Annotated in this window: 12 protein-coding genes; all 12 read left to right on the top strand. The window is 42.3% G+C overall.

Features of this window, described 5'->3' with window-relative positions; translation table 11 throughout:
• The 12 genes from DWW91_RS04515 (at position 1) to DWW91_RS04460 (ending at position 21,786) form a co-directional block, all read left to right on the top strand.
• On the top strand, positions 1–2,658 hold the full coding sequence (locus DWW91_RS04515) for an alpha-L-rhamnosidase (protein WP_122327067.1): 2,658 nt from the start codon (positions 1–3) through the stop codon (positions 2,656–2,658).
• A 112-nt stretch (positions 2,659–2,770) separates the two neighbouring features.
• Positions 2,771–5,887, top strand: coding sequence for a glycosyl hydrolase (locus tag DWW91_RS04510; RefSeq protein ID WP_122327066.1), 3,117 nt, complete (start codon positions 2,771–2,773; stop codon positions 5,885–5,887).
• A 198-nt stretch (positions 5,888–6,085) separates the two neighbouring features.
• Positions 6,086–7,294 carry an alpha/beta hydrolase family protein gene (locus tag DWW91_RS04505; RefSeq protein WP_122327065.1) on the top strand — a complete coding sequence of 403 codons (1,209 nt, stop codon included), beginning with the start codon at positions 6,086–6,088 and terminating at the stop codon, positions 7,292–7,294.
• A 51-nt stretch (positions 7,295–7,345) separates the two neighbouring features.
• Positions 7,346–8,230, top strand: coding sequence for a TIM barrel protein (locus DWW91_RS04500; protein ID WP_046145923.1), 885 nt, complete (start codon positions 7,346–7,348; stop codon positions 8,228–8,230).
• Positions 8,231–8,234: 4 nt separating this feature from the next.
• Positions 8,235–9,377: a glycoside hydrolase family 43 protein gene (locus DWW91_RS04495; protein WP_122327090.1), complete on the top strand. Its 1,143-nt coding sequence runs from the start codon at positions 8,235–8,237 to the stop codon at positions 9,375–9,377.
• A gap of 173 nt (positions 9,378–9,550) precedes the next feature.
• Positions 9,551–10,441 (top strand): YitT family protein, encoded by an 891-nt coding sequence (locus DWW91_RS04490; protein WP_009860357.1) that lies wholly within the window; start codon positions 9,551–9,553, stop codon positions 10,439–10,441.
• A gap of 633 nt (positions 10,442–11,074) precedes the next feature.
• On the top strand, positions 11,075–11,623 hold the full coding sequence (locus DWW91_RS04485; RefSeq protein WP_046145924.1) for an RNA polymerase sigma factor: 549 nt from the start codon (positions 11,075–11,077) through the stop codon (positions 11,621–11,623).
• Between the two features lie 65 nt (positions 11,624–11,688).
• Positions 11,689–12,771 (top strand): FecR family protein, encoded by a 1,083-nt coding sequence (locus tag DWW91_RS04480; protein WP_046145925.1) that lies wholly within the window; start codon positions 11,689–11,691, stop codon positions 12,769–12,771.
• A gap of 123 nt (positions 12,772–12,894) precedes the next feature.
• Complete coding sequence (locus DWW91_RS04475; protein ID WP_009860354.1) at positions 12,895–16,359, top strand: TonB-dependent receptor; 3,465 nt, start codon at positions 12,895–12,897, stop codon at positions 16,357–16,359.
• A gap of 19 nt (positions 16,360–16,378) precedes the next feature.
• Positions 16,379–18,166, top strand: coding sequence for a RagB/SusD family nutrient uptake outer membrane protein (locus DWW91_RS04470; RefSeq protein ID WP_009860353.1), 1,788 nt, complete (start codon positions 16,379–16,381; stop codon positions 18,164–18,166).
• 160 nt (positions 18,167–18,326) lie between these two features.
• Positions 18,327–19,268 carry an endonuclease/exonuclease/phosphatase family protein gene (locus DWW91_RS04465; RefSeq protein ID WP_009860352.1) on the top strand — a complete coding sequence of 314 codons (942 nt, stop codon included), beginning with the start codon at positions 18,327–18,329 and terminating at the stop codon, positions 19,266–19,268.
• 40 nt (positions 19,269–19,308) lie between these two features.
• A complete protein-coding gene (locus tag DWW91_RS04460) occupies positions 19,309–21,786 on the top strand; it encodes a PQQ-binding-like beta-propeller repeat protein (RefSeq protein WP_122327064.1) in 2,478 nt (825 codons plus the stop codon).
• Positions 21,787–21,801: the final 15 nt, after the last annotated feature.

Genomic DNA, 21,801 nt, shown 5'->3' with positions numbered 1-21,801 from the left:
ATGAAAGGAATTTCTTTAAAAGTATTATTTGCATTTATCTCGCTGTTAGTCGTTTCGTGCAGTACCCGTTCGTCGTTGGAGGTCGATGGTTTGCAGTGTGAAAACCTAAATGAGCCGTTGGGAATCGACAATACTTCTCCTCACTTCAGTTGGGTGTTAAATTCAAAGGAACAAGGTGCCGAACAAACAGCTTATCAGATACTGGTCGCTTCGGATAAAAAGTATTTGTCGGAAGGAAAAGCAGACCTGTGGAATTCGGGAAAGATGGAGTCAGACAAATCCAATGGGGTTTTATACCAGGGTAGTCCTCTAAGTTCCAGGAGCTTTTCTTATTGGAAAGTGCGTGTCTGGGACGGAAAAGGGAATGTGTCCGCATGGAGTGAACCTGCTTGTTTTGGAGTGGGATTACTGCATCCGGAAGATTGGACTGCCCGGTATATCGGCATGAACCAGGCTGAAGGTCAAATGGAATCGCCGCTATTCCGGAAAACATTCCAATGTAATACGCCTGGAGAAAAGATGTTGCTCCATGTGAATTCGTTGGGTTACCATGAGGTATATGTCAATGGGAAACATGTCGGCGATGCTGTATTGACGCCAGCTGTCTCCCAGTTCGATAAACGTTCCCTGATCGTTACTTATGATATTTCCGGACTTGTCCGGAAAGGTAGTAATGAGATTGTTCTCTGGTTAGGTAAAGGCTGGTACCGCGACGGACTTCCGGGTGTAGTGGAAGGTGGTCCGTTTGTCCGCGCCCAACTGGAAAGCAGAGACGAAGGAGATTGGACTACGGTTCTGGTTACGGACGATTCCTGGCTGGCTTGTAAAAGTGGTTATGTGTCAACGGGAAACTGGAGACCGCATCAGTTTGGCGGTGAGGTTGTAACGGCTTCCGAACTGCTTCCGGATTTAACGGCTTCTACATTGAACAGCGTTGAATGGGGAAAAGTGAAAGTAGCTTTGATACCGGTCCATAAGGCTACACCGCAAATGGCTGAGTTGAACCGGATTCAGAAAGAGTTCCATCCGGTATCGTGCCAGGCATCCGGTGACACAGCCTGGATCTTCGATATGGGAACGAACTTTACGGGGTGGACGAAAATTAAGTTTCCGGCATTGGCTTCCGGTCAGAAGATACGGATTAGCTATTGTGATTTTTTGAACGAAGAGGGGCAGTTCAGAGACAGACTTTATGAAGATTATTATATCGCTTCCAGTAAAGCAGGGGAGAGCTTCGTTAATAAGTTCAATTACCAGGCCTATCGGTATCTGAAACTGACGAATCTGAATGAGGCTCCGGCCCTAACCGATATAACAGCTTGCTTGATCCATACAGATTATAAAGGAAGTGCTTCTTTTAGTTGTTCGGATGAGGACTTAAATGCAATTCACGATATGATTCACTACACACTTCGTTGTTTGACTTTAGGTGGTTATATGGTGGACTGCCCCCAGATCGAACGATTGGGGTATGGTGGCGACGGGAATGCCTCGACGCAGACCGTTCAGATAATGTATAATGTGACTCCTTTATACATGAACTGGATGCAGGCATGGGCGGATTGCATGAGAGAAGACGGAGGTATGCCTCATACGGCCCCTAATCCTTATATGGCAGGAGGAGGTCCGTACTGGTGCGGATTTATCATTACAGCTTCCTGGGCTACTTATGTAAATTATGGAGACAGTCGTTTGATAGAACGTTATTATCCTTATATGCAAAAATGGCTGGAGTATGTGGATAAATATACCGTGAACGGTCTGCTGAAAACATGGCCGAACACCGATTACCGGAATTGGTATCTGGGTGATTGGGCTACTCCGACCGGGATCGACCAGACAAATCCTTTATCGGTAGATGTCGTAGATAATTGCTATATATCGGTTTGCTATCAAACGATGTGTAAGATAGCGAATGTATTGGGAAAGGAACAGGATAAACAGGCGTATGCGGCTAAATATAAAGATCTGAATGCGCTTATCCATAAAACATTTTATGATCCAGGGCAGAAGAGTTATGCTACAGGTACGCAGATCGATTTAATCTATCCGATGCTGGTCGGTGCAACACCGGAAGATGAACAGTCTGATGTCAGAAATACCTTGTATCGTGTCACGAAAGACCGTTTTAACGGACATCTGGCAACAGGACTGGTGGGGATTCCTGTAATAACCGAATGGGCTGTGAAGAATAAACAGGCCGATTTTATCTATGGAATGTTGAAGAAGAGAGAGTATCCGGGCTATTTGTATATGCTGGATAATGGAGCGACTACGACCTGGGAGCACTGGAACGGAGAGCGTAGTCATATCCACAACTGTTATAACGGTATCGGCTCCTGGTTTTACCAGGCTTTGGGAGGTATCAACCCAGACGAAGCGAATCCGGGATACAAGCATGTATTTATTCAGCCTCAACTGGTAAAAGGCATTTCATGGGTAAACGCAGCGAAAGAAACTCCTTTCGGAATGTTAGATGTAAAATGGGAAAAGACGGACGTATCTTTTACCCTGGATCTGAGTATTCCTGTTGGCTGTAAAGCTACGGTTTTGTTACCCGTTAAAGCCAAAAGTGTTTCGATTAATGATGTAAAGTCGGACAAATTGGATCAGTTGGAAATGCAATCAGGGGATTATCGGATTACATGTGTTCTGTAGGGAATGACAGGCAGTAGTGAAATATCATTTTTATCAACTAAATTGTCAATTTTATAATTTAAAAGAAAGGCTTAATCTATTCTTTTGTACAAACTAATAAATCTTTAAGTATATGAAAGCACAAAACATTGTAAAATACTTATCCGGTGTTATTGCAGGAAGTGCCCTATCATTCGGCCTGGTTAGTTGTCAGGATACCAGCGTGCAAACCCAGGATTCTTTTGCCACTATAGAAAAGGATTTTAAGGATCCGTCTGCCGATTTTAGAAGTGCCCCGCTGGCAGTCTGGAATAGTAAAGTGACCGAGGCCGAAGTAGAGCGTACGATGCGCGAGCTGAAAGAGGCTGGTTTCGGAGGTCTTTTCATTCATCCCCGTCCGGGTATGATTACAGAATATCTGGGAGATGAATGGTTCTCTCTTTATAAACATGCGGTAGAGTTCGGAAAAGAGATAGGTATGAATGTCTGGATTTATGATGAGAACTCCTATCCAAGCGGATTTGCAGGTGGGCATGTGCCGCAGGAAATGCCTGAGTCTTATAATCAGGGCCAGGGATTGGCTTTGACAAAGGCCGAATTACTGCCGAAGGATACAGCCCCTTATTACATGTGTTTAAAAAAGGAAAACGATACCTGGAAAGATATTACAGACCAAATAGCTGACTATAAAGGAACTAAAGGCGAATATTACCTGTATAAGAAAACTTATATGGGTAAGTCTGACTGGTACGGAGGTTATTCGTATGTAGACCTGTTGGTTCCGGGAGTAACGGAAAAGTTCCTGGAAGTAACGATGAAGAATGGATATGAGAAAAAGTTCAAAGAAGATTTCGGCTCATCCATCAAAGGTATCTTTTCTGATGAACCGAACATCAGCAGTCCGGGCGGATTACGATGGACACCGGATTTATTTGAAGTCTTTCAGCAGAAGTGGGGATATGACCTGAAACCGTTATTACCGTTGCTGGAGGAAGAAACAGGAGATTGGAAGAAGGTACGCCATAACTATATGGAGACTTTGTTGCAGTTGTTTATCGACCGTTGGTCAAAGCCTTTCCACCAGTATTGTGAGGAAAATAATCTGGAATGGACCGGCCATTATTGGGAACATGGTTGGCCTTACATGAATGACGGACCGGATAATATGGCTATGTATGCCTGGCATCAGACGCCGGCGATTGATATGCTGTTCAATCAGTTTGATGAGAAAAGTCCTGTCGCACAGTTTGGTAATGTCCGTTCGGTAAAAGAGTTGCGTAGTGTGGCTAACCAGATGGGATATTCCCGTACATTGAGTGAAACATATGGTGGCGGAGGCTGGGATGAAACTTTCAAGGATTTCAAACGGCTTGGTGATTGGGAATATGTCCTGGGTGTGAACTTTATGAACCAGCATCTGGCACATATGACACTGACCGGTGCCCGTAAATACGACTATCCGCCGGTATTTACTTATCATTCACCCTGGTGGGCCGATTATAAATCGCAGAATGATTATTTTGCCCGCCTGTCATTGTTGATGAGTAAAGGTGTCCAGCAGAATGATATATTGGTCATAGAGCCGAATGCAACTTTATGGAGTTATTATTCACATACCAAGAGTAGCCCGAAACTGATGGAAGTAGGCCAGGCTTTCCAAGACTTTATAACGACTCTGGAAAAAGGTCAGGTAGAATATGACCTTGGTTCTGAGAATATCATAAAAGATCATGGGGTTGTTGCCGATGGTAAGTTCGTTGTAGGTAAGGTCGCTTATACGACCGTTGTATTACCTCCGATGATGGAGACATTGAACAAACCGACATTTGATTTATTGCAGAATTTTGTACAACAGGGTGGCCGTGTGATAACTTTTTCTTCTCCGACGTTGGTTGACGGAGCAGAAAATACAGCTTGGAAGACTCTGCTTGGCGGTCAGTCTGTAACGTCTGTTCCCCGGTTGACGAACGAGGTTATCCGGGACACATTTTCGAATGCAGACTGCCGGTTCTCATTTAGCGGAGGTAACTTATACCATCAACGTCGTCAGTTTACCGACGGGGAATTATTGTTCCTGGTTAATTCTTCCATGGATGAGGCTGTAGACGGTACGGTTACCGTTAACGGGAAATCGGCAGTGCAAATGGATGCCATGAGTGGAAATATTTATACGTACCCATCGACAAAGGCGGATGGCAAATTGACAATGAAGTTCCATTTGGAACCGGCTGGAAGTTTATTGTTATATAGTTCGAAAGGTTCGCTGAAATCTTATCCGGAAATACCGGCTGTTGCCGGCTCTACCCCGGTTCAGGCTATTAGTCCGGTTCAGGTTACCCGTTTGAAGGATAATGCATTGAATGTCGATTTCTGTGATGTGAGTGTAAACGGGAAAACAACAAAGAATGTCTATTTTGCGCAGGCTGCCGATATCGCTTTCCGCGAATATGGTTTTACGAATGGCAATCCCTGGAATACTTCGGTACAGTATAAACGGAATATTTTAGACCGGGATACGTTTAAAACCGGAGGTTTCACAACGACTTACCGCTTTAAAGTAAATGACAAGTTCGATTATTCAAACATGAAACTGGTAGCGGAACGTCCTGAATTGTTTACTGTTAAAATCAACGGCGAACAGGTGAAACCGATACCGGGAGAATGGTGGCTGGACCGCTCCTTTGGTGTCTATTCGATAGGCGGCCAGGTGACAACAGGAATAAATACCGTAGAACTGAGTGTGAGTCCGATGAGTATTTTTGCAGAGATAGAGCCGGTTTATATAGTGGGTGATTTTGCTGTTATTCCTGAACAAACAGGATGGAGCATCAGTGCTCCGGTTAAGAATCTTACGTTAGGTAGCTGGAAGGCACAGAAACAACCGTTCTATTCCTGGGGAGTAAGCTATTCCAAAGAATATGAGGTGAAATCTCTTTCAACCCCGTATGCCGTTCAGTTGAATGACTGGAAAGGTACTTTGGCTGAAGTGTATGTGAATGATCAGAAAGCCGGAATAATCGCTTATGATCCGTATCGTCTGGATATAACATCTTACCTGAAGGAGGGTAAAAATAAAGTAGATGTCCGGGTAATCGGTAGCCATAAGAACCTGTTAGGTCCGCATTATCGTCATCCGGCCCCGGGTCTGGCTTCCCCGTGGCATTGGAAAAACATAGACAAGCAGATTCCAGGTAGTGAATATCAGATGCTGGATTATGGTTTGATGACTGATTTCGATTTGGTACATTAAAAAACTCTTGACATAAAAAGGCTTCGGTATTCTTTAGGGGTATCGGAGCTTTTTTGTGTTTGATAATAACGGATTTTCATTCCGTGCAAAAGATTCTGAAAAAAGTTAAACTGGCATATTGTTTTGCTGCCAAACTTAAAAAAAGCGTACTTTGTATTCCCAAAGTAGATCAGTTAACAATCTAAACTAATAATCATCATGAATAAACTTATAAATCTATTCTTAGCCTTGTTGTTTATTATACCGGTCGTAGGACAAGCTCAAATAACCACCGATCGTCAGGACGGGCGTTTTCAGAGTACAAGAGGAACAGTTCAGTATATGCTGAAACAAATGAAACCGGCTTATGCCTTTGATCCATCCTTTACACCTGCTGAGTTTAAAGAATGGCAATCCGGTCTGCGTACAGCAATGAAAGAGTTGATGCATTTTCCGGAGATAGCGGATTTACCTGCTCCGGTTTGTATCAAAACGGTTCAGCGGGATGGTTACCGGGTTGAGAAATGGGAATCTTATCCGTTGCCGGGCAGTGTTGTTCCTTATTTGGTGTTAATTCCGGATGGCGTCGATCCCGGCCATAAAGCTCCTGCCGTGCTTTGCATTCCAGGATTTGGCGGTAGCAAAGAAGGGCTGGCTGGTGAAACCGAAGGGGATTATGAATTGACCTCATTTCCTGTCGAACCAGTAAAGAAGGGAGCAATGGCTTTACATTATGTAAAAAGAGGCCTGGTAGCAGTTGCAGTGGATAATCCCTCATGTGCCGAACTCTCGGATAACGGTCATTTTGACTATTTGAATACATCCCGAATTTTATTGGAAATGGGATGGAGTTATCTGGGACTTACTGCTTATCAGGATTGGAATGTCCTGAGTTGGATGAAAGAGCTGGACTTTGTGAATAAAGATCGGCTTATTGTCTCTGGTTTCTCTTTGGGAACTGAACCTTTGATGGTTTTGGGAACTTTGGACCCTTCTATTTATGCTTTTGTTTATAATGATTTTTTGTGTCGTACGCTAGAAAGGATTCTTGTCATGACAAAGCCTGATCCTAAAGGTATCCGTCTTTTTCCTAATTCTATTGAACATTTAATTCCCGGTTTTTTAACTCAGTTTGACTTTCCCGATCTGGTTGCCGCCCTGGCCCCTCGTCCGGTTATTTGTACGGAAGGAGGACTCGACCGTGATTTTGACTTGATCCGGAAAGCCTATGAGATTTCAGGTAAACCGGATCACTTTACATATTATCATTATAAGAAATTTGCTGACCCAAAAGACCGAAAACAAATAGAACAAGTACCTGAAGGTATTGATAGGGATACCTATTTCAACTTGGTAAACGTCGACCCGAAGAATCATTATTTTAAGGAGGAATGGGTGTTGCCGTGGATAGACAAGGTTCTGAAATAGATTCTTTTCTTTATATTTGTACCATCTAATTAATTATCAATTCTGAATAACATGGAAAACATCTCAAGAAGAACAGCCATTAAGACCGCATTAGTAGGCGGGGCAGCACTTGCCGTATCAGGTTTGGAAGCAGCAAATCCCGCTAAAAAGAAAAAAGCAGAAACAAAGGAACCGTTGAAGGGTAATGTACGCCATTCCGTTAGTAAATGGTGTTTCGGTGACTATCCGTTGGAAGAATTTTGTGGGATATGTAAAAATATAGGAATCGAATCGATCGAATTGCTCGACCCGAAGGACTGGCCGGTTGTACAAAAAAACGGTCTGACTGTCGCTATGTGCCAAGGGGCCGGTTTGGGTATCGATCGTGGATTTAACGATCCTAAATTGCACGACGAACTGGTTGCCAGTTATGAAGCGGTAATTCCCCAGGTGGCGGCAGCCGGACTGACAAATTTGATCTGTTTCTCCGGAAAGCGGAATGGACTGACTGATCTTCAGGGATGGGAAAACTGTGAGAAAGGATTGAAACGTCTGATGCCGCTGGCGGAAAAACATAATGTGGTCCTGACGATGGAGTTGTTGAACAGTGTAGGCCATAAAGATTATCAATGCGACCATACTGTTTGGGGGGTAGAATTATGCCGCCGTGTCGGATCGCCAAACTTTAAGCTTTTGTATGATATTTATCATATGCAGATCATGGAAGGAAATATCATTGAAAATATTCAAAAGTATCATGAATACTTCTCTCACATCCATACAGGCGGTAATCCCGGACGGGCGGAAATTGACGAAACCCAGGAACTTTATTACCCGGCAATTATGAAAGCGTTGGTAGAAACCGGGTATAAAGGATTTGTAGGGCAGGAGTTTGTTCCCCGCCAGCAGGATAAGATAGCTTCCCTGGAGAAATGTATTCGTATTTGTGATGTCTAGCCATATGAAGAAGACAAGAATTATACAACTCTGTTTTCTGTTGTTTGCTGTTGCTTTTGCTGGGTGTAAAGGAAAGTCCGGTTCGGAACAGGCTGGCGGTGCATTTACCCCGGGCGAACTATGGCCGGATAATAACGGCGTGCATATCAATGCGCATGGCGGAGGAATCCTGCATGACGGCGATACTTATTATTGGTTCGGCGAGCATAAAACAGAAGGAACTGCCGGAAATAATGCGCTGGTGGGAGTTCACTGTTACTCTTCCAAAGATTTATATAACTGGAAAGACGAAGGCGTTGCTTTATCCGTTGTGACCGACGATTCTACACATAGCATAGCGAAAGGATGTATTCTGGAACGCCCTAAAGTAATTTATAATAAAAAGAATAACAACTATGTGATGTGGTTCCATCTGGAGCCTAAAGGGGCAGGATATTCCGGTGCGCTCAGCGGTATTGCCGTAAGCGATAAGGTGGCAGGTCCTTATAAATTTCTTCGTGCCGTGCGTCCGAATGCCGGTTCCTGGCCGACAAATGTGCAGGATATTCATAAACAGAGAGTTCCTGAATCTGACAGGAGTAAATTCACAGGCGGAAGTCTGCCGGCTCACCCGGACAGTCTGAATCTGCTGGGCCGTGATATGGAAGGTGGACAGATGGCGCGTGATATGAACCTTTTTGTTGATGACGATGGTAAGGCTTATCACATTTATTCTTCGGAAGAGAACAGCACATTGCATATCTCCCTGTTGACGGACGATTATACTAATTATTCCGGTACGTATGCCCGCTTTTTCCTCGGACGTTTCATGGAAGCACCGGCGATGTTCAAACGTGACGGAAAATATTATCTGATCATGTCCGGTTGTACAGGTTGGGCCCCGAATGCCGGTCGTTCGGCTGTCGCACCTTCTATCTGGGGGCCTTGGGAAGAATTAGAGAATCCGTTTGTCGGTGAAGACTCCGACCTTTCTTTCCATTCCCAGAGCACCTATGTATTGCCGGCTCCCGGTAAGCCCGGACAGTTCATCTATATGGGTGACCGCTGGACGCCCGAGAATGCAATCGACGGGCGTTACATCTGGCTTCCGATCCGTTTTGAAGGAGATCAGCCGATCATTGAATGGCAGGATAAATGGAGTTATTGATGTCGTTGTCCTGTTGTATTTGAAATTTAACAATATGTTTTTGTAAATTCATCGAAATCATACCGCTAAATTGATTTAATCTTCATTAATTTTGCAGCTTCGTTTTTGCGGGGCTGCAATTTTTTTGGCAGATAGGTGATCTTTATAATATGGATATATAATAAACATTTAAAATGAAACCAACATTATCAATTACCTCAAGGCAGTTAATGCTGAGAGAGATGCACGATTATTTAATGATCGCTCTTGGCATGCTTTTCTATGCTATTGGGTGGACCGTTTTCCTTTTGCCTAATGATATTACTACCGGAGGGGTGCCTGGTATCGCCTCTATCGTGTATTGGGCGACCGGAATAAATGTGCAGTATACGTACTTTGCAATTAACGGCGGGTTGCTGATCGCTTCTCTTATTGTTCTGGGATGGAAGTTCAGTGTGAAAACTATTTTTGCCGTAATAGTGATGACTACTATCCTTCCCATTATTCAAAGTGCTACATCTAATCTGCATTTGTTGCAAGACCAACCGTTTATGGCTTGTGTCATCGGTGCTTCTTTCTGCGGAAGTGGTATTGGTATCGCTTTTTCGGCCAATGGCAGTTCGGGGGGAACGGATATCATCGCTGCTATTATAAATAAATACAGGGATATCACTTTAGGACGTGTTATTCTGATGACGGATATGATTATCATTTCTTCCAGTTATTTTGTACTGCATGATTGGGAAAAGGTCGTTTATGGTTTTGCCACACTTTATATATCCAGCTTTGTGCTTGACCAGGTGGTAAACAGTGCCCGCCAGTCTGTACAGTTCTTTATTATTTCCAAGAGATATGAAGAAATTGGACATCGCATCAATAAAGATCTCCACCGTGGTGTGACGGTAATAGACGGGACCGGAATGTACACCGGGTTGGGAGTGAAGATGATGTTCGTATTGGCCAAGAAGCGTGAGTCGACAACTATTTTCCGCTTGATTAAAGATATAGACCCGGAAGCATTTGTCTCTCAGAGTGCCGTCATCGGTGTGTATGGCGAAGGGTTCGACCATATTAAAGTAAAATAATTCCATATAATAGCTATATAGATTTATAAGGGTTCGGCTTCTATTCAGATACCGTCCTGTATATAATTTTCTGCCTTACTAACTGGTTGTCGATGGCTATCGGTAATATTATTTATAGCTGTCGACAATATTACTGATAGTTATCGATTATATTACCGATAGCTTTCGTAAACAGATTAGTAAGGCAGAAAATTATTTATAGAACCGGATGTTATTTCTGTTAGTACGCAATCTAAATCAATTATATTTAAAATTTCACCTTAGTTCTGTTAGAACTAAATCCCTTGCGCATGCAAATATAGTTCATTTTTATTATAATAGGTTAAATAGACAGGAAGAATGAATGTTTTAAGAAACATCTGTTAATAGCTGGAGAGCTATAAGCGCTCAAAATCATTGTTTGTTAGTAAAAACTAACGATATATGCCTCAGTTCTAACAGAACTATTTCCTAACTCTTTTAAGAGATAGATATATGTTTTAAGATAAATACTATTTATGGGTTTATGAATGATACAATCTTAATACTAATGCTTACTTAATTTTGATGTAATATGAGTGAAATACTATGTATCTATTTTTGCGCACCAATTATAGTTGAGACGCTATAACAAAATTATAAGCAATTGTTTATATGCAAATATCCGATGAGAAATTATGGGAATCATGTTTGACAGGGGATAAGGAGGCTTTCAAGGAAATCTATTGCCGCTTTTATTCTTTGTTGTATAATTATGGCTCCAAACTGGTTTCCGATAAAGATCTGGTAAAAGATTGCATTCAGGATATTTTCATTAAACTGATTCAGAACTATCCCTCTCTTTCTCCAACTCCAAATGTGAAAGGGTATCTGATCAAAGCCTTACGTAACAAGCTGTATGATGCATTGGAAAAGGAAAAACCGACTGATGATATCACCTTGTATGAAGAAGTATTTATAACAGACGAGTTATTCCCTTTACTCTCTTTCGACGATTCGGAAGCAGATGACCGTGCCAGACGTCTCATGCAGGTTTTTTCTCTGCTGTCCTCCCATCAGCAGGAAATTATCTATTTGTATTATGTAAATGAACTGAAGCATGAAGAAATAGCGGAGATAATGGGTATAAATTATCAATCCAGTAAAAACCTGTTATTCAGATCTTTATCCAGTCTTAAGAGATTATATCTGAAAAAAGATTGATTTTATTCAAAAAAAGTGAGTACCAAATGAGACCTCTCCCGTAATAGGGATAAAAGAGGTTACTTGTGGATAAAAAGCAAAACATATTAAATAAAAGATCATTTGAGCAGGCCGGGAAAGACCTACTCCGGAAAGTTCATGATGCAGAGTCTGATAACTTGCTGGAGGCACTGGCATCGTGGAAGGAGATTGAAGTCCGGACGACTCAGCCACGCACTTCATTCAGATTACGTTCCCGTTATATATTGTCTGTGGCAGCTTCAATAGCTGTATTTCTTTCTGTAGGCCTTTATTTTTGGATGGATACGAAGAGTGATACTTCTATGTCGCTTGCCTTGCTTGAAAACAACACATCGTCTTTGGCCGACGATGAGATTGTTTTGATCGAAAGCGATGATAAGATGCAATTGAAAGATGAATCATCGATCAAATATGATATGGATGGAAAATCAAATGCGGAGCAGCATGTCGTAAAAAAGGAAATAACAGAAGAGAAGAAAGAGAAAAAAGAGGAAATCAATCAGATTATCGTGCCAAAGGGCCGGCGGGCGGACATTACTTTTTCGGATGGAACGAAAATGTATGTCAATGCCGGAACACGTGTTTTTTATCCGGCTGTCTTTAAAAAAGATAAGAGAGAAATACTTGTAGAAGGTGAGGTCTTTCTGGAAGTAGAGAAAGACCCTTCTCGTCCTTTTATTGTCAAAACCAACAGGTTTGAAGTAAAGGTACTCGGTACGCAGTTTAATGTTTGTGCATATAAAGAAGATGCTTTCACTTCTGTTGTGTTGGTTAACGGTAGTGTGGAGGTTAATTCCGGAAAGAATAATAGATCAGTACTCTCTCCCAATCAGATGATTAAAGTAAATGATAAAGGTACGGATATAAAGGAGGTAGATGTTTTTGAATATATCTGTTGGAAAGATAATATGATGATGTTGAACGGCCGGAAGGTTGGAGAGACACTGGATCGGTTATCCCGTTATTACGGTCGTAACATTTGGTATAATGAAGAGATTGGAAATATTCCTATTTCCGGGAAGTTGGATTTGCGGGAAAATATGGAAGATGTAATCAATATCATTTGCCAGTCAATGTTCCTTCAGTATAAGACAGATGCAAATAATAATATAATAATATCAAAATAAAATGCCTATGTAAAAGCCCTAGAGTTAAAAAAAAGAACCGAACGATACGGCCATATCACTCGGTTCTAAAGTTTCTTGTTTAATCTATTAATTTATGTATCAAAGAAAAAACGTTACAAATGTATGAAAAAGAATGAAGAATTCAGTCGAAAATCGACTCATTTTCTTAAAAGTGCATGTTTAGCCTTATGTCTGGTAAGTTATGGAGGATCTGCTATCTACGCAGCTTCTACTTATGCGGAACAAACCACGTTGACTGTCCGCATGAATAACCGGACTGTAAAAGATGTATTTTCTTACATCGAAAAGAACAGTGAATTTATTTTTGTGTACCATGGTTCAAACATCAATCTGAATAAAAAGGTGAATGTGGATGTCAATAATCAGACTGTTGAAGCCATATTGAAAAAGATGTTTGAAGGAACGGACATTGAGTATATCATCAATGACCGCCAAATCATCGTTCGCAAGAATGAAACAAACAAAAAGCAGGTAGCAGTCGTTGCTCCCCAGCAGGAAAAGAAAATCACCGTAACAGGTAATGTAAAAGATGCTACCGGCGAACCGTTGATTGGGGTAAATGTGATGGTAAAAGGAACTACCATGGGGAATATAACGGATGCCAATGGTAATTTCTCTCTATCGGATGTCGCTCCGAATGCAGTTATTAGTGTTTCTTATATTGGATATAAAACGCAGGAAATCGCTTTAAATGGTAAAACTGCAGTAAATGTGATTTTGAGTGAAGATAGCGAGGCTTTGGATGAAGTGGTAGTTATCGGTTATGGTACACAGAAGAAAGCGGACCTGTCCGGAGCTGTAGCTACAGTGCCGAAAAAAGTATTGGAAAACCGTCCGGTTTTGACCGTTGGACAGGCTTTGCAGGGATCGGTTGCTAACTTGACTGTTTCGATCGGTAGTGGACAAGCAACAGATTCACCTAGCTTTAATATTCGTGGTACGACTTCTATCAACGGTGGTAATCCGTTGGTTGTGATAGACGGTGTGGTTTCTTCAGCAGAAGAGTTAAACAGAATGAACCCTACCGATATCGGTAGTATTTCCGTTTTAAAAGATGCTGCGTCGGCTGCTATCTACGGTTCGCGTGCTGCATTCGGTGTGATTTTGGTTACGACTAAGACGGCAGGACAGGAAAAGTTGACAATTAATTATAATAATAATTTTGCAATGCGTAGGTTAACGGGGATGGCAGATGTAATTACTGATCCTTATATCGTAGCTTCCACCCGTAATACGATGTCTTACCCTTGGTATAACTTATACAATGAAGAACAATTGGCATATGCCAAGAAAGTTTCGGAAGATCCGAGCACTTCTCCTTATTATCTAAATCAGGATGGTACTTATTCTTATTTTGGTAGTACAGATTGGTTTGATGAGGCTTATAAGAATTTGGCATTTTCTACCAATCACACGGTCGATGTTTCAGGTAAGACAGATCGTTTAAATTATTATTTTTCTGCCAATTACAATTTTCAGGATGGTATGGTGAAGTACGGAACTGATAAATATAACCGTTATAACCTTCGTTCCAAATTGGATTTTAAATTGACTGACTGGTGGACGTTGGGTAATAATACCAGCTTTGTAAATTCAGACTATGATTCTCCGAACTATCTGGGAGATTCTTATTATTGGGAAGTAAACCGTATCAATCCGTTGGATGTGACTTATAATCCGGATGGTTCTTGGACAAAGGCTGGTAGTAGCGTATTCGGGCGTTTGGTAGACGGAGGTCGTTGGAACCAGCAGAAGACAACTTTCTCGACACAATTTACAACAAAGATCGATATTATCAAGGATGTTCTTTTTGTAAATGGTTCGTTCAACTATTCAACGAATAAAAATGCTGAAGAGGGATATTCTTTGCCTGTCGATTACTATGATGGTCCGGATAGACCGGCTGCTCAGCAAGACCCGGTATCTCAAGCTTACTTGAACCATACCAATGCACGTACACTTACATTTGATGCATATGCTACTTTCCACAAGTTGTTTAATGACAAACACGATTTCACGGCGATGGTTGGTTTCAACCAGGAAGATTGGCGGGATAATTATACCTCTGCGAGCCGTAAAGAATTGATTTCATCTTCTTTGCCTACATTGGGATTGGCTTCGGGTGATATGAATGTCGGACAACGAATCTATTCACTTTCTATGCGTAGTGTATTCGGCCGTTTGAATTATATTTATAACAATAAGTATATCTTGGCATTTAATGGTCGTTATGATGGAACATCACGTTTCCCACATGATGATCGGTATGCATTCAACCCTTCCGGTTCTGTGGCTTGGGTACTTTCGGAGGAAAACTTTTTCGAACCGGTACGAGATGTTGTTAATTTCTTGAAACTCAGATTCTCTTATGGTAGTTTGGGTAATCAGGATTTGAAAGAGAACTATTATGCTTATCTGGCTACTATGGGTTCCGGAAAGATATCTCAAATTTTAGATGGTAAACAACCGATAGGTGTTTCTGCACCGGGACTGGTTGCTGGTAACTTAACTTGGGAAAAAGTGACGACTGCCGACTGGGGAATGGATATTAATTTCTTAGATAACCGTTTGACTGCCACTGTCGATGGATATATTCGTCGTACAAAAGATATGTTGACAGGTGGTGCAGAGTTACCTAATGTTTTAGGAACCAGTGAACCTTTGGAAAATGCGGCAGACTTGAAAACAACCGGTTGGGATTTAACGGTTAGCTGGCGTGATAATGTGAAGCTGGCAGGGAAAACGTTGAATTACGGATTAAGCTTCAATATCGGTGATAGTCGTTCTTGGATCACTAAGTTCTCGAATGATACAGGGTCTTTGGATAGTTATTATGAAGGCTGGGAAATGGGATCTATCTGGGGGTTGGAAACAGAAGGTTTCTTTACTTCTCAGGAAGATATTGATAACCATGCCGACCAGACACAGGTCGCTTCTTATATCGGTACACGACCGATTGCACCGGGCGATTTGAAATTTAAGGATTTAAACGGTGACGGCAAAATTGATAAAGGCGCTTGGACAATTGATGACCATGGTGATTATAAGATTATCGGTAATAGTCGTGCCCGTTATGGTTTCGGGTTCAATATGAATGCAGATTGGAATGGTTTTGACTTGAGTCTGTTTGTACAGGGAGTTTTGAAAAAGAATTACAGTCCGAGTGGGGACTTGTATTTCTGGGGTATCTATGCACAACCTTGGACTAATATTACTTATGGTAACTATTATGATCGCTGGACAGAAGAAAACCCAAGTCAGGATGCTTATTTCCCGCGTTTTAAATCGTATGTTGCGGAAGGTGGAGCAGAAGCTGCTCTTACTCAGACCCGTTATTTGCAAAATGCGACTTATGCTCGCTTGAAGAACTTGACATTCGGATATACACTGCCAAAACAGTGGACAGATAAAGCAAATATCCAACGTTTACGTCTTTTCTTCTCTGGTGACAACTTGTGTGAAATAACAGGTTTGTATAAGCATTATAAACTGGATCCGGAATGTTTGGGTGGCCAAATGTATCCGTTGCAACGTTCTTATTCGTTTGGTTTAAATGTTACGTTCTAATTTTTAATTGCTGAAAGTTATGACTATTAATAAAAATATTATGAAAATAGCTGCGATAGGATTCGTTGGCATTTTAGGGTTAAGCGGATGTAACGATTCGTTTATGGACAAATATTCCGAGACTTCCATTACGGAAGAAGGTTTTTTCAAGTCGGCTGGTGATTTGGAAATCTATACAAATAATATGTACGGATATGTTACTTCCGATTATTGGGATGTTGCATCCGATAATGTGATATATGTAGAGGAGGCAAGTATCTATTCTAAGATGAGAGGAGAGCTGAATCCTGATAATGCAAGTGTATGGGGATGGGGTAGTATTCGCAATGTCAACTTTATGCTGGCAAGAGCAGATAAAGCAGAAGGTGATATGGCGGAAATTAATCACTATATCGGCTTGGCTCGTATGTTCAGAGCAAAGTTATATTATGATAAAGTATTGTCTTATTCGGATGTACCTTGGTATAGTCGTGATTTGCAGACTACGGATACGGAAGAATTATTTAAACCGCAGGATCCGCGTGCGTTGGTTGTTGATTCCATCATGGCCGATCTGGATTTCGCTGTAACTCATATGAAGGATGAAAGTGGTGCACGAACACGTTGGTATAGAAGTGGTGCATTGGCTATGCAGGCACGTATCGCCTTGTCAGAAGGTTGTTGGCGCAAATATCATTCGGAATTAGGACTGAATGATGCTGATCGTTTCTTTAAAGTGGCTGCTGATGCTTGTAAAGCGATTATGAATACAGGTAATTATGAGTTGTCTACCGGTGAAGGCGCATATGAGGCTTTGTTTAATAGTCAGGATCTTTCTTCTAATAAGGAGATGATCATTTTTGAAGATTACAGTAATGAATTAGGACGTAAGCATGGTGCCGGTGCCCGGTTTGATTGGACAACCGGCTTGTCACGCGACTTAATGGAAGATTATTATGTAATTGAAGATGGTAAGACAAAAAGATTTCAGGATGTGCCTGGTTATGATAAGAAAACATTTCTTGAGATCTTTGAAAACAGAGATCCCCGCCTGGGACAAACTTTCATGATGCCTGGTTTTATGCGTCCGGGTGAAACAGAACCTCATCGCCAGAAAATAACGATCGGTGGTTATCCGCAGGTGAAATATTCTCCGCTGACATTCGATCAGACAGAATGGGGTAAAGCCTATACAGACTTGCCATTGATCCGGTATGCAGAGGTCTTATTGATGTATGCAGAAGCGAAAGCTGAGTTAGGAGAATTAACTCAGGAGGATATTGATTTGAGTATCAATTTAATTAGAGATCGTGCCGGTGTGCCTCGGGCTACTTTGGCAGATTGGATGGCAAATGTCGACCCGGTTCAGGCTAATCGTTATCCGAATGTTACTTCTGCACAAAAAGGTGCAATTTTGGAAGTTAGACGTGAAAGACGTATTGAATTGGCTTGCGAAGGATTCCGTTATGCGGATTTAATGCGTTGGGGTGCTGGTAAGTTAATGGAAAAAGCTCCGGAGGGTATGTATATCGGTGAATTAGGCTATATTGACTTGACCGGTGACGGACAACCTGATTATGCAGTTGTGGCAACACAGGCAGATGCCGATGCTATTCCACAGGCAGATAAGGAAAAATATAAATTGAATATAGAGATTTTGGCAGGAAATACATTTGAACTGACTGGTGGAGATAAAGGATATATTCGTTTGATTTCTCAGGTTAATAAATGGAATTTTATTGAACCGAAGTATTATTATAGTCCGATATCAACAAAAGATATCGTACTGAACAAAAACTTAATTCAGAATAAATTTTGGACTAAATAGTCGGGAGCGCTTTTTTACTCTTTGAGTAGGAAATGAATATTATATATCTCAAAAGTTACATCTTTTATTTTAGGTGTGAACTTTTGGGATATATTTTTGAATCATTTTTATCTTTCTATCTTTGCGGTTGAATTACATTTAATATTGATAAATTATATACATGAAAACACAAAGTTTTGTTAGTATTACCTTGGTAGTACTTGTTTTGAGTGTTTTTATTTCTTGCTCTGAACAGAAAAAAGAACAACAACTCACTGTCCTTGCCTGGAACGTTTGGCATGCAGGGCATTCCAAAGCTTATGGACAGCAAGCCTGTGATGGGACGATCGGTATCCTGAAAAAAAGTCAGGCTGATGTCATCTTGATGGTGGAAACATATGGAGCCGCTCCTATGATTGCTGATTCGCTCGGTTATGATTATTATTTGATATCCAGTAATCTTTGTATCTTCAGCCGTTATCCGATCATAAAGAAATATACATTTCCGGATGTGATAGATACCTTCAATTTCGGAGGTGTAGAGATTGATATGGACGGGACTCCTGTCCGTCTGTTCGATACTTGGATTCACTATTTGCCGGATATGCGCCTTGTTCCGACCGATAAATCAGAAGAAGAAATATTGGCTTGGGATGATGCCGGAACACGCGATGAAGAAATCCGAAAGATACTCGGGGCTTTGAAACCAATGATTGCCGAATCAGATAGTATCCCTATCGTCATGGGCGGCGATTTCAACAGCCACTCGCATCTGGACTGGACAGAGGCGACCAAAGATATGTATAATCACGGTGGTGCCGTCGTGAACTGGACTGTCTCCAAAGAAATGCAGGCTGCTAACTTCAAGGATAGCTTCCGTGAGATTAATCCCGACCCGGTGAAGAATATCGGGACGACCTGGTTGACGGATGCCGATTCGCTGGAAACAGTCAATCGCCAGGATCGTATCGACTTCATTTATTACCAAGGAAAGACGATACAGGCAGTAGAGTCCCAATGCTATGACAATATTCTGGGTGAAACATTTTCTTTCAAAGGGGAAGACTTCTTTTATGCTTCTGATCACGGGTTTGTGTTGACAACCTTTACGATTAGAAAATAGAAAACTTACTACTAATATTCTAAATAAACACATTAATAACATGAAGAAAACAATCTTGAGCATCGCCCTGCTGAGCGGCATCGCTTCTTTTGCCAATGCAGCCTACACTGGGCATGTCTTTGTCGATAAAAACAACAATGGAGTATTTGATAAAGGCGAGAAAGCTATGGCAGGTGTTCTCGTTTCTGACGGTCTGAACGTCGTAAAGACGGCTGGCGACGGCTCTTTCACCCTACCCGGCCACGAACGGGAACGCTTCATCTTTATCACCACCCCTTCCGGCTATAAAACAAACAATAAGCATTATCACCGTATTGATGGCGACCAAATCTCGTACGATTTCGGGCTGCAACCCTATAGCGGAGGTATAAAATCCGACGGCAGTCATAAATATGTGCATATCGCCGATACGGAGATATTCAACACCGACAATCATGGTGACTGGGTATCCAACGTACGCGATTATACCTCCAACGAGGAGGCCGCCTTTATTATCCATACCGGCGATATCTGTTATGAGAACGGTCTGAAAGCCCATATCAAATTGATGAATACGGCCAATATGAACTGCCCTATCTTCTACTGTGTCGGCAATCACGACCTGGTAAAAGGAAAATACGGTGAGGAACTGTTCGAAAGCATCTACGGTCCGGTCTTTTATTCATTTGATGCCGGTAGCGTGCATTATATTGTGACTCCGATGGCGGGCGGCGATTATCAGCCGGGCTATACGAAGGAAGATGTCTATCGCTGGCTGAAGAACGATCTGGCGCAAATCCCGCAAGGCAAGCCCATTGTCGTATTCAATCATGACTTGCTGACTTACGGCGACCAGTTTATCTTCGGTATCAACGACCAGGAACAAATTAACTTGAATGACCATAACCTGAAAGCCTGGGTATACGGTCACTGGCATATCAATTACATAAAGAAACAGGGTAACGTCTATTCTGTCTCTACTGCTACCCTGGACAAGGGAGGTATCGACCATTCTACCAGCGCTTTCCGCGTGCTGCACGTGGACAAGAAAGGTGATTTCACCTCTGAATTGCGTTACACTTATCTTGATAAAAGTATCCAAATCTCTACTCCGGCCGAAGGACAAGTTCCGGTATTGGCTTCGGGTGCTGTGCCTGTGACAGTGAATGTCTATTCGTCAGTCTCTCCCGTGAAAGAGGTTTCTTATTCTTGTCAGATAGATGGAAAGACATTTGTCAGCAATCGTAAGTTGAGCCAGGCTACGGACTGGTGCTGGAACTCCGAAGTACCCTTTACGGCTGCTCAACGTGGGAAGATGGCTACCCTGAAAGTAAGAGCACTCTTCAACAATGGCGAAGTGGCGGAAACCGAAACGGTATTCACCTATCAACCAACAAATGTAAAACCGGATTTGTCAGCCGACTGGAATAACCTGTTAGGAACTCCCGAGCATGTTGCGACTGCTTCTTCGAGCGTAAACCCGCCTCTCGAAATGGCCTGGGTGAAGAATATTGGAGCCAATATCTATATGACTTCCCCATTGGTTTACAACGGTATGATTTATGTTGCCTCTGTCGATGAGAACCTGCAAGGTGATGCTCATATTTATGCCCTGAACGGACAAACGGGCGAGTTGCTTTGGAAATACCAGACACGTAATTCCATCAAAAACACTATCGCCATTGACAATGGTCGTGTGTTGGCACAAGACGCCCAGGGATATCTGTATGCCGTAGATGCCCAAAGCGGTAAATTAAGCTGGGAGAAACAACTGCCGGTAGCCGGCCTGCCTTCTTTGATCGAAGGTCTGGTTGCCTCCGACGGTGTTGTGTATGCCGGGACAGGCAAAGGTCTTTGTGCCATCGACACTAAAGACGGACGTGAGATCTGGCGCAATAAAGACTGGGGGCAGGGCGAAGGCACCACCACCACCTTCTCCGTAGGAAAGAATATGCTGATCGCCTCTTCCCAATGGCGTGCCCTCTACGGCAACGACCTGAAGACCGGTGAGTTGAAATGGACAGCCGACACTAACGGTCTGCGTAACCGCGGCGCATCGGCAGCCGTTCATGGTGACCTGCTCTACCTTATCTCCGACAAGTCTTTCTTTATCCTCGATGCCAATACAGGCCGTGTGATTGTTCGCAAGGAACTGCCTTTCAGTGTCGATGTAACCTCAACACCGTTACTGACAGATAAGGAGATCATCTTCGGCTCCGCAAAAGACGGTTTGGTCGCATTGGATAGCGAGACGCTAGAGATTAAATGGAAGTTTAATACCGGAGATGCATTGGTATATACTTCCCCTTACTCCCGTAAAGTATCTGCAACTATCGAGACAAGTCCTGTCTTATCAGGCAATACGGTTTATGTAGGAGCTTCCGACGGTACTATCTATGGCGTGAATAAGGAGACCGGAAGGTTTGCCTGGAAGCATGCGACAGGCGCTCCGGTATTCGGTTCGGTAGCCGTTTCGGGAAATACGTTGATAGCTGTTGATTTCGGAGGAAACGTGTATACGTTTGTTGCCGCCGAATAAAAGCTTGATACTAAG

The sequence above is a fragment of the Parabacteroides sp. AF17-3 genome (assembly GCF_003635445.1).
GTDB classification, from domain to species: domain Bacteria; phylum Bacteroidota; class Bacteroidia; order Bacteroidales; family Tannerellaceae; genus Parabacteroides; species Parabacteroides goldsteinii.
This window is presented reverse-complemented; position numbering and strand designations above follow the sequence as displayed.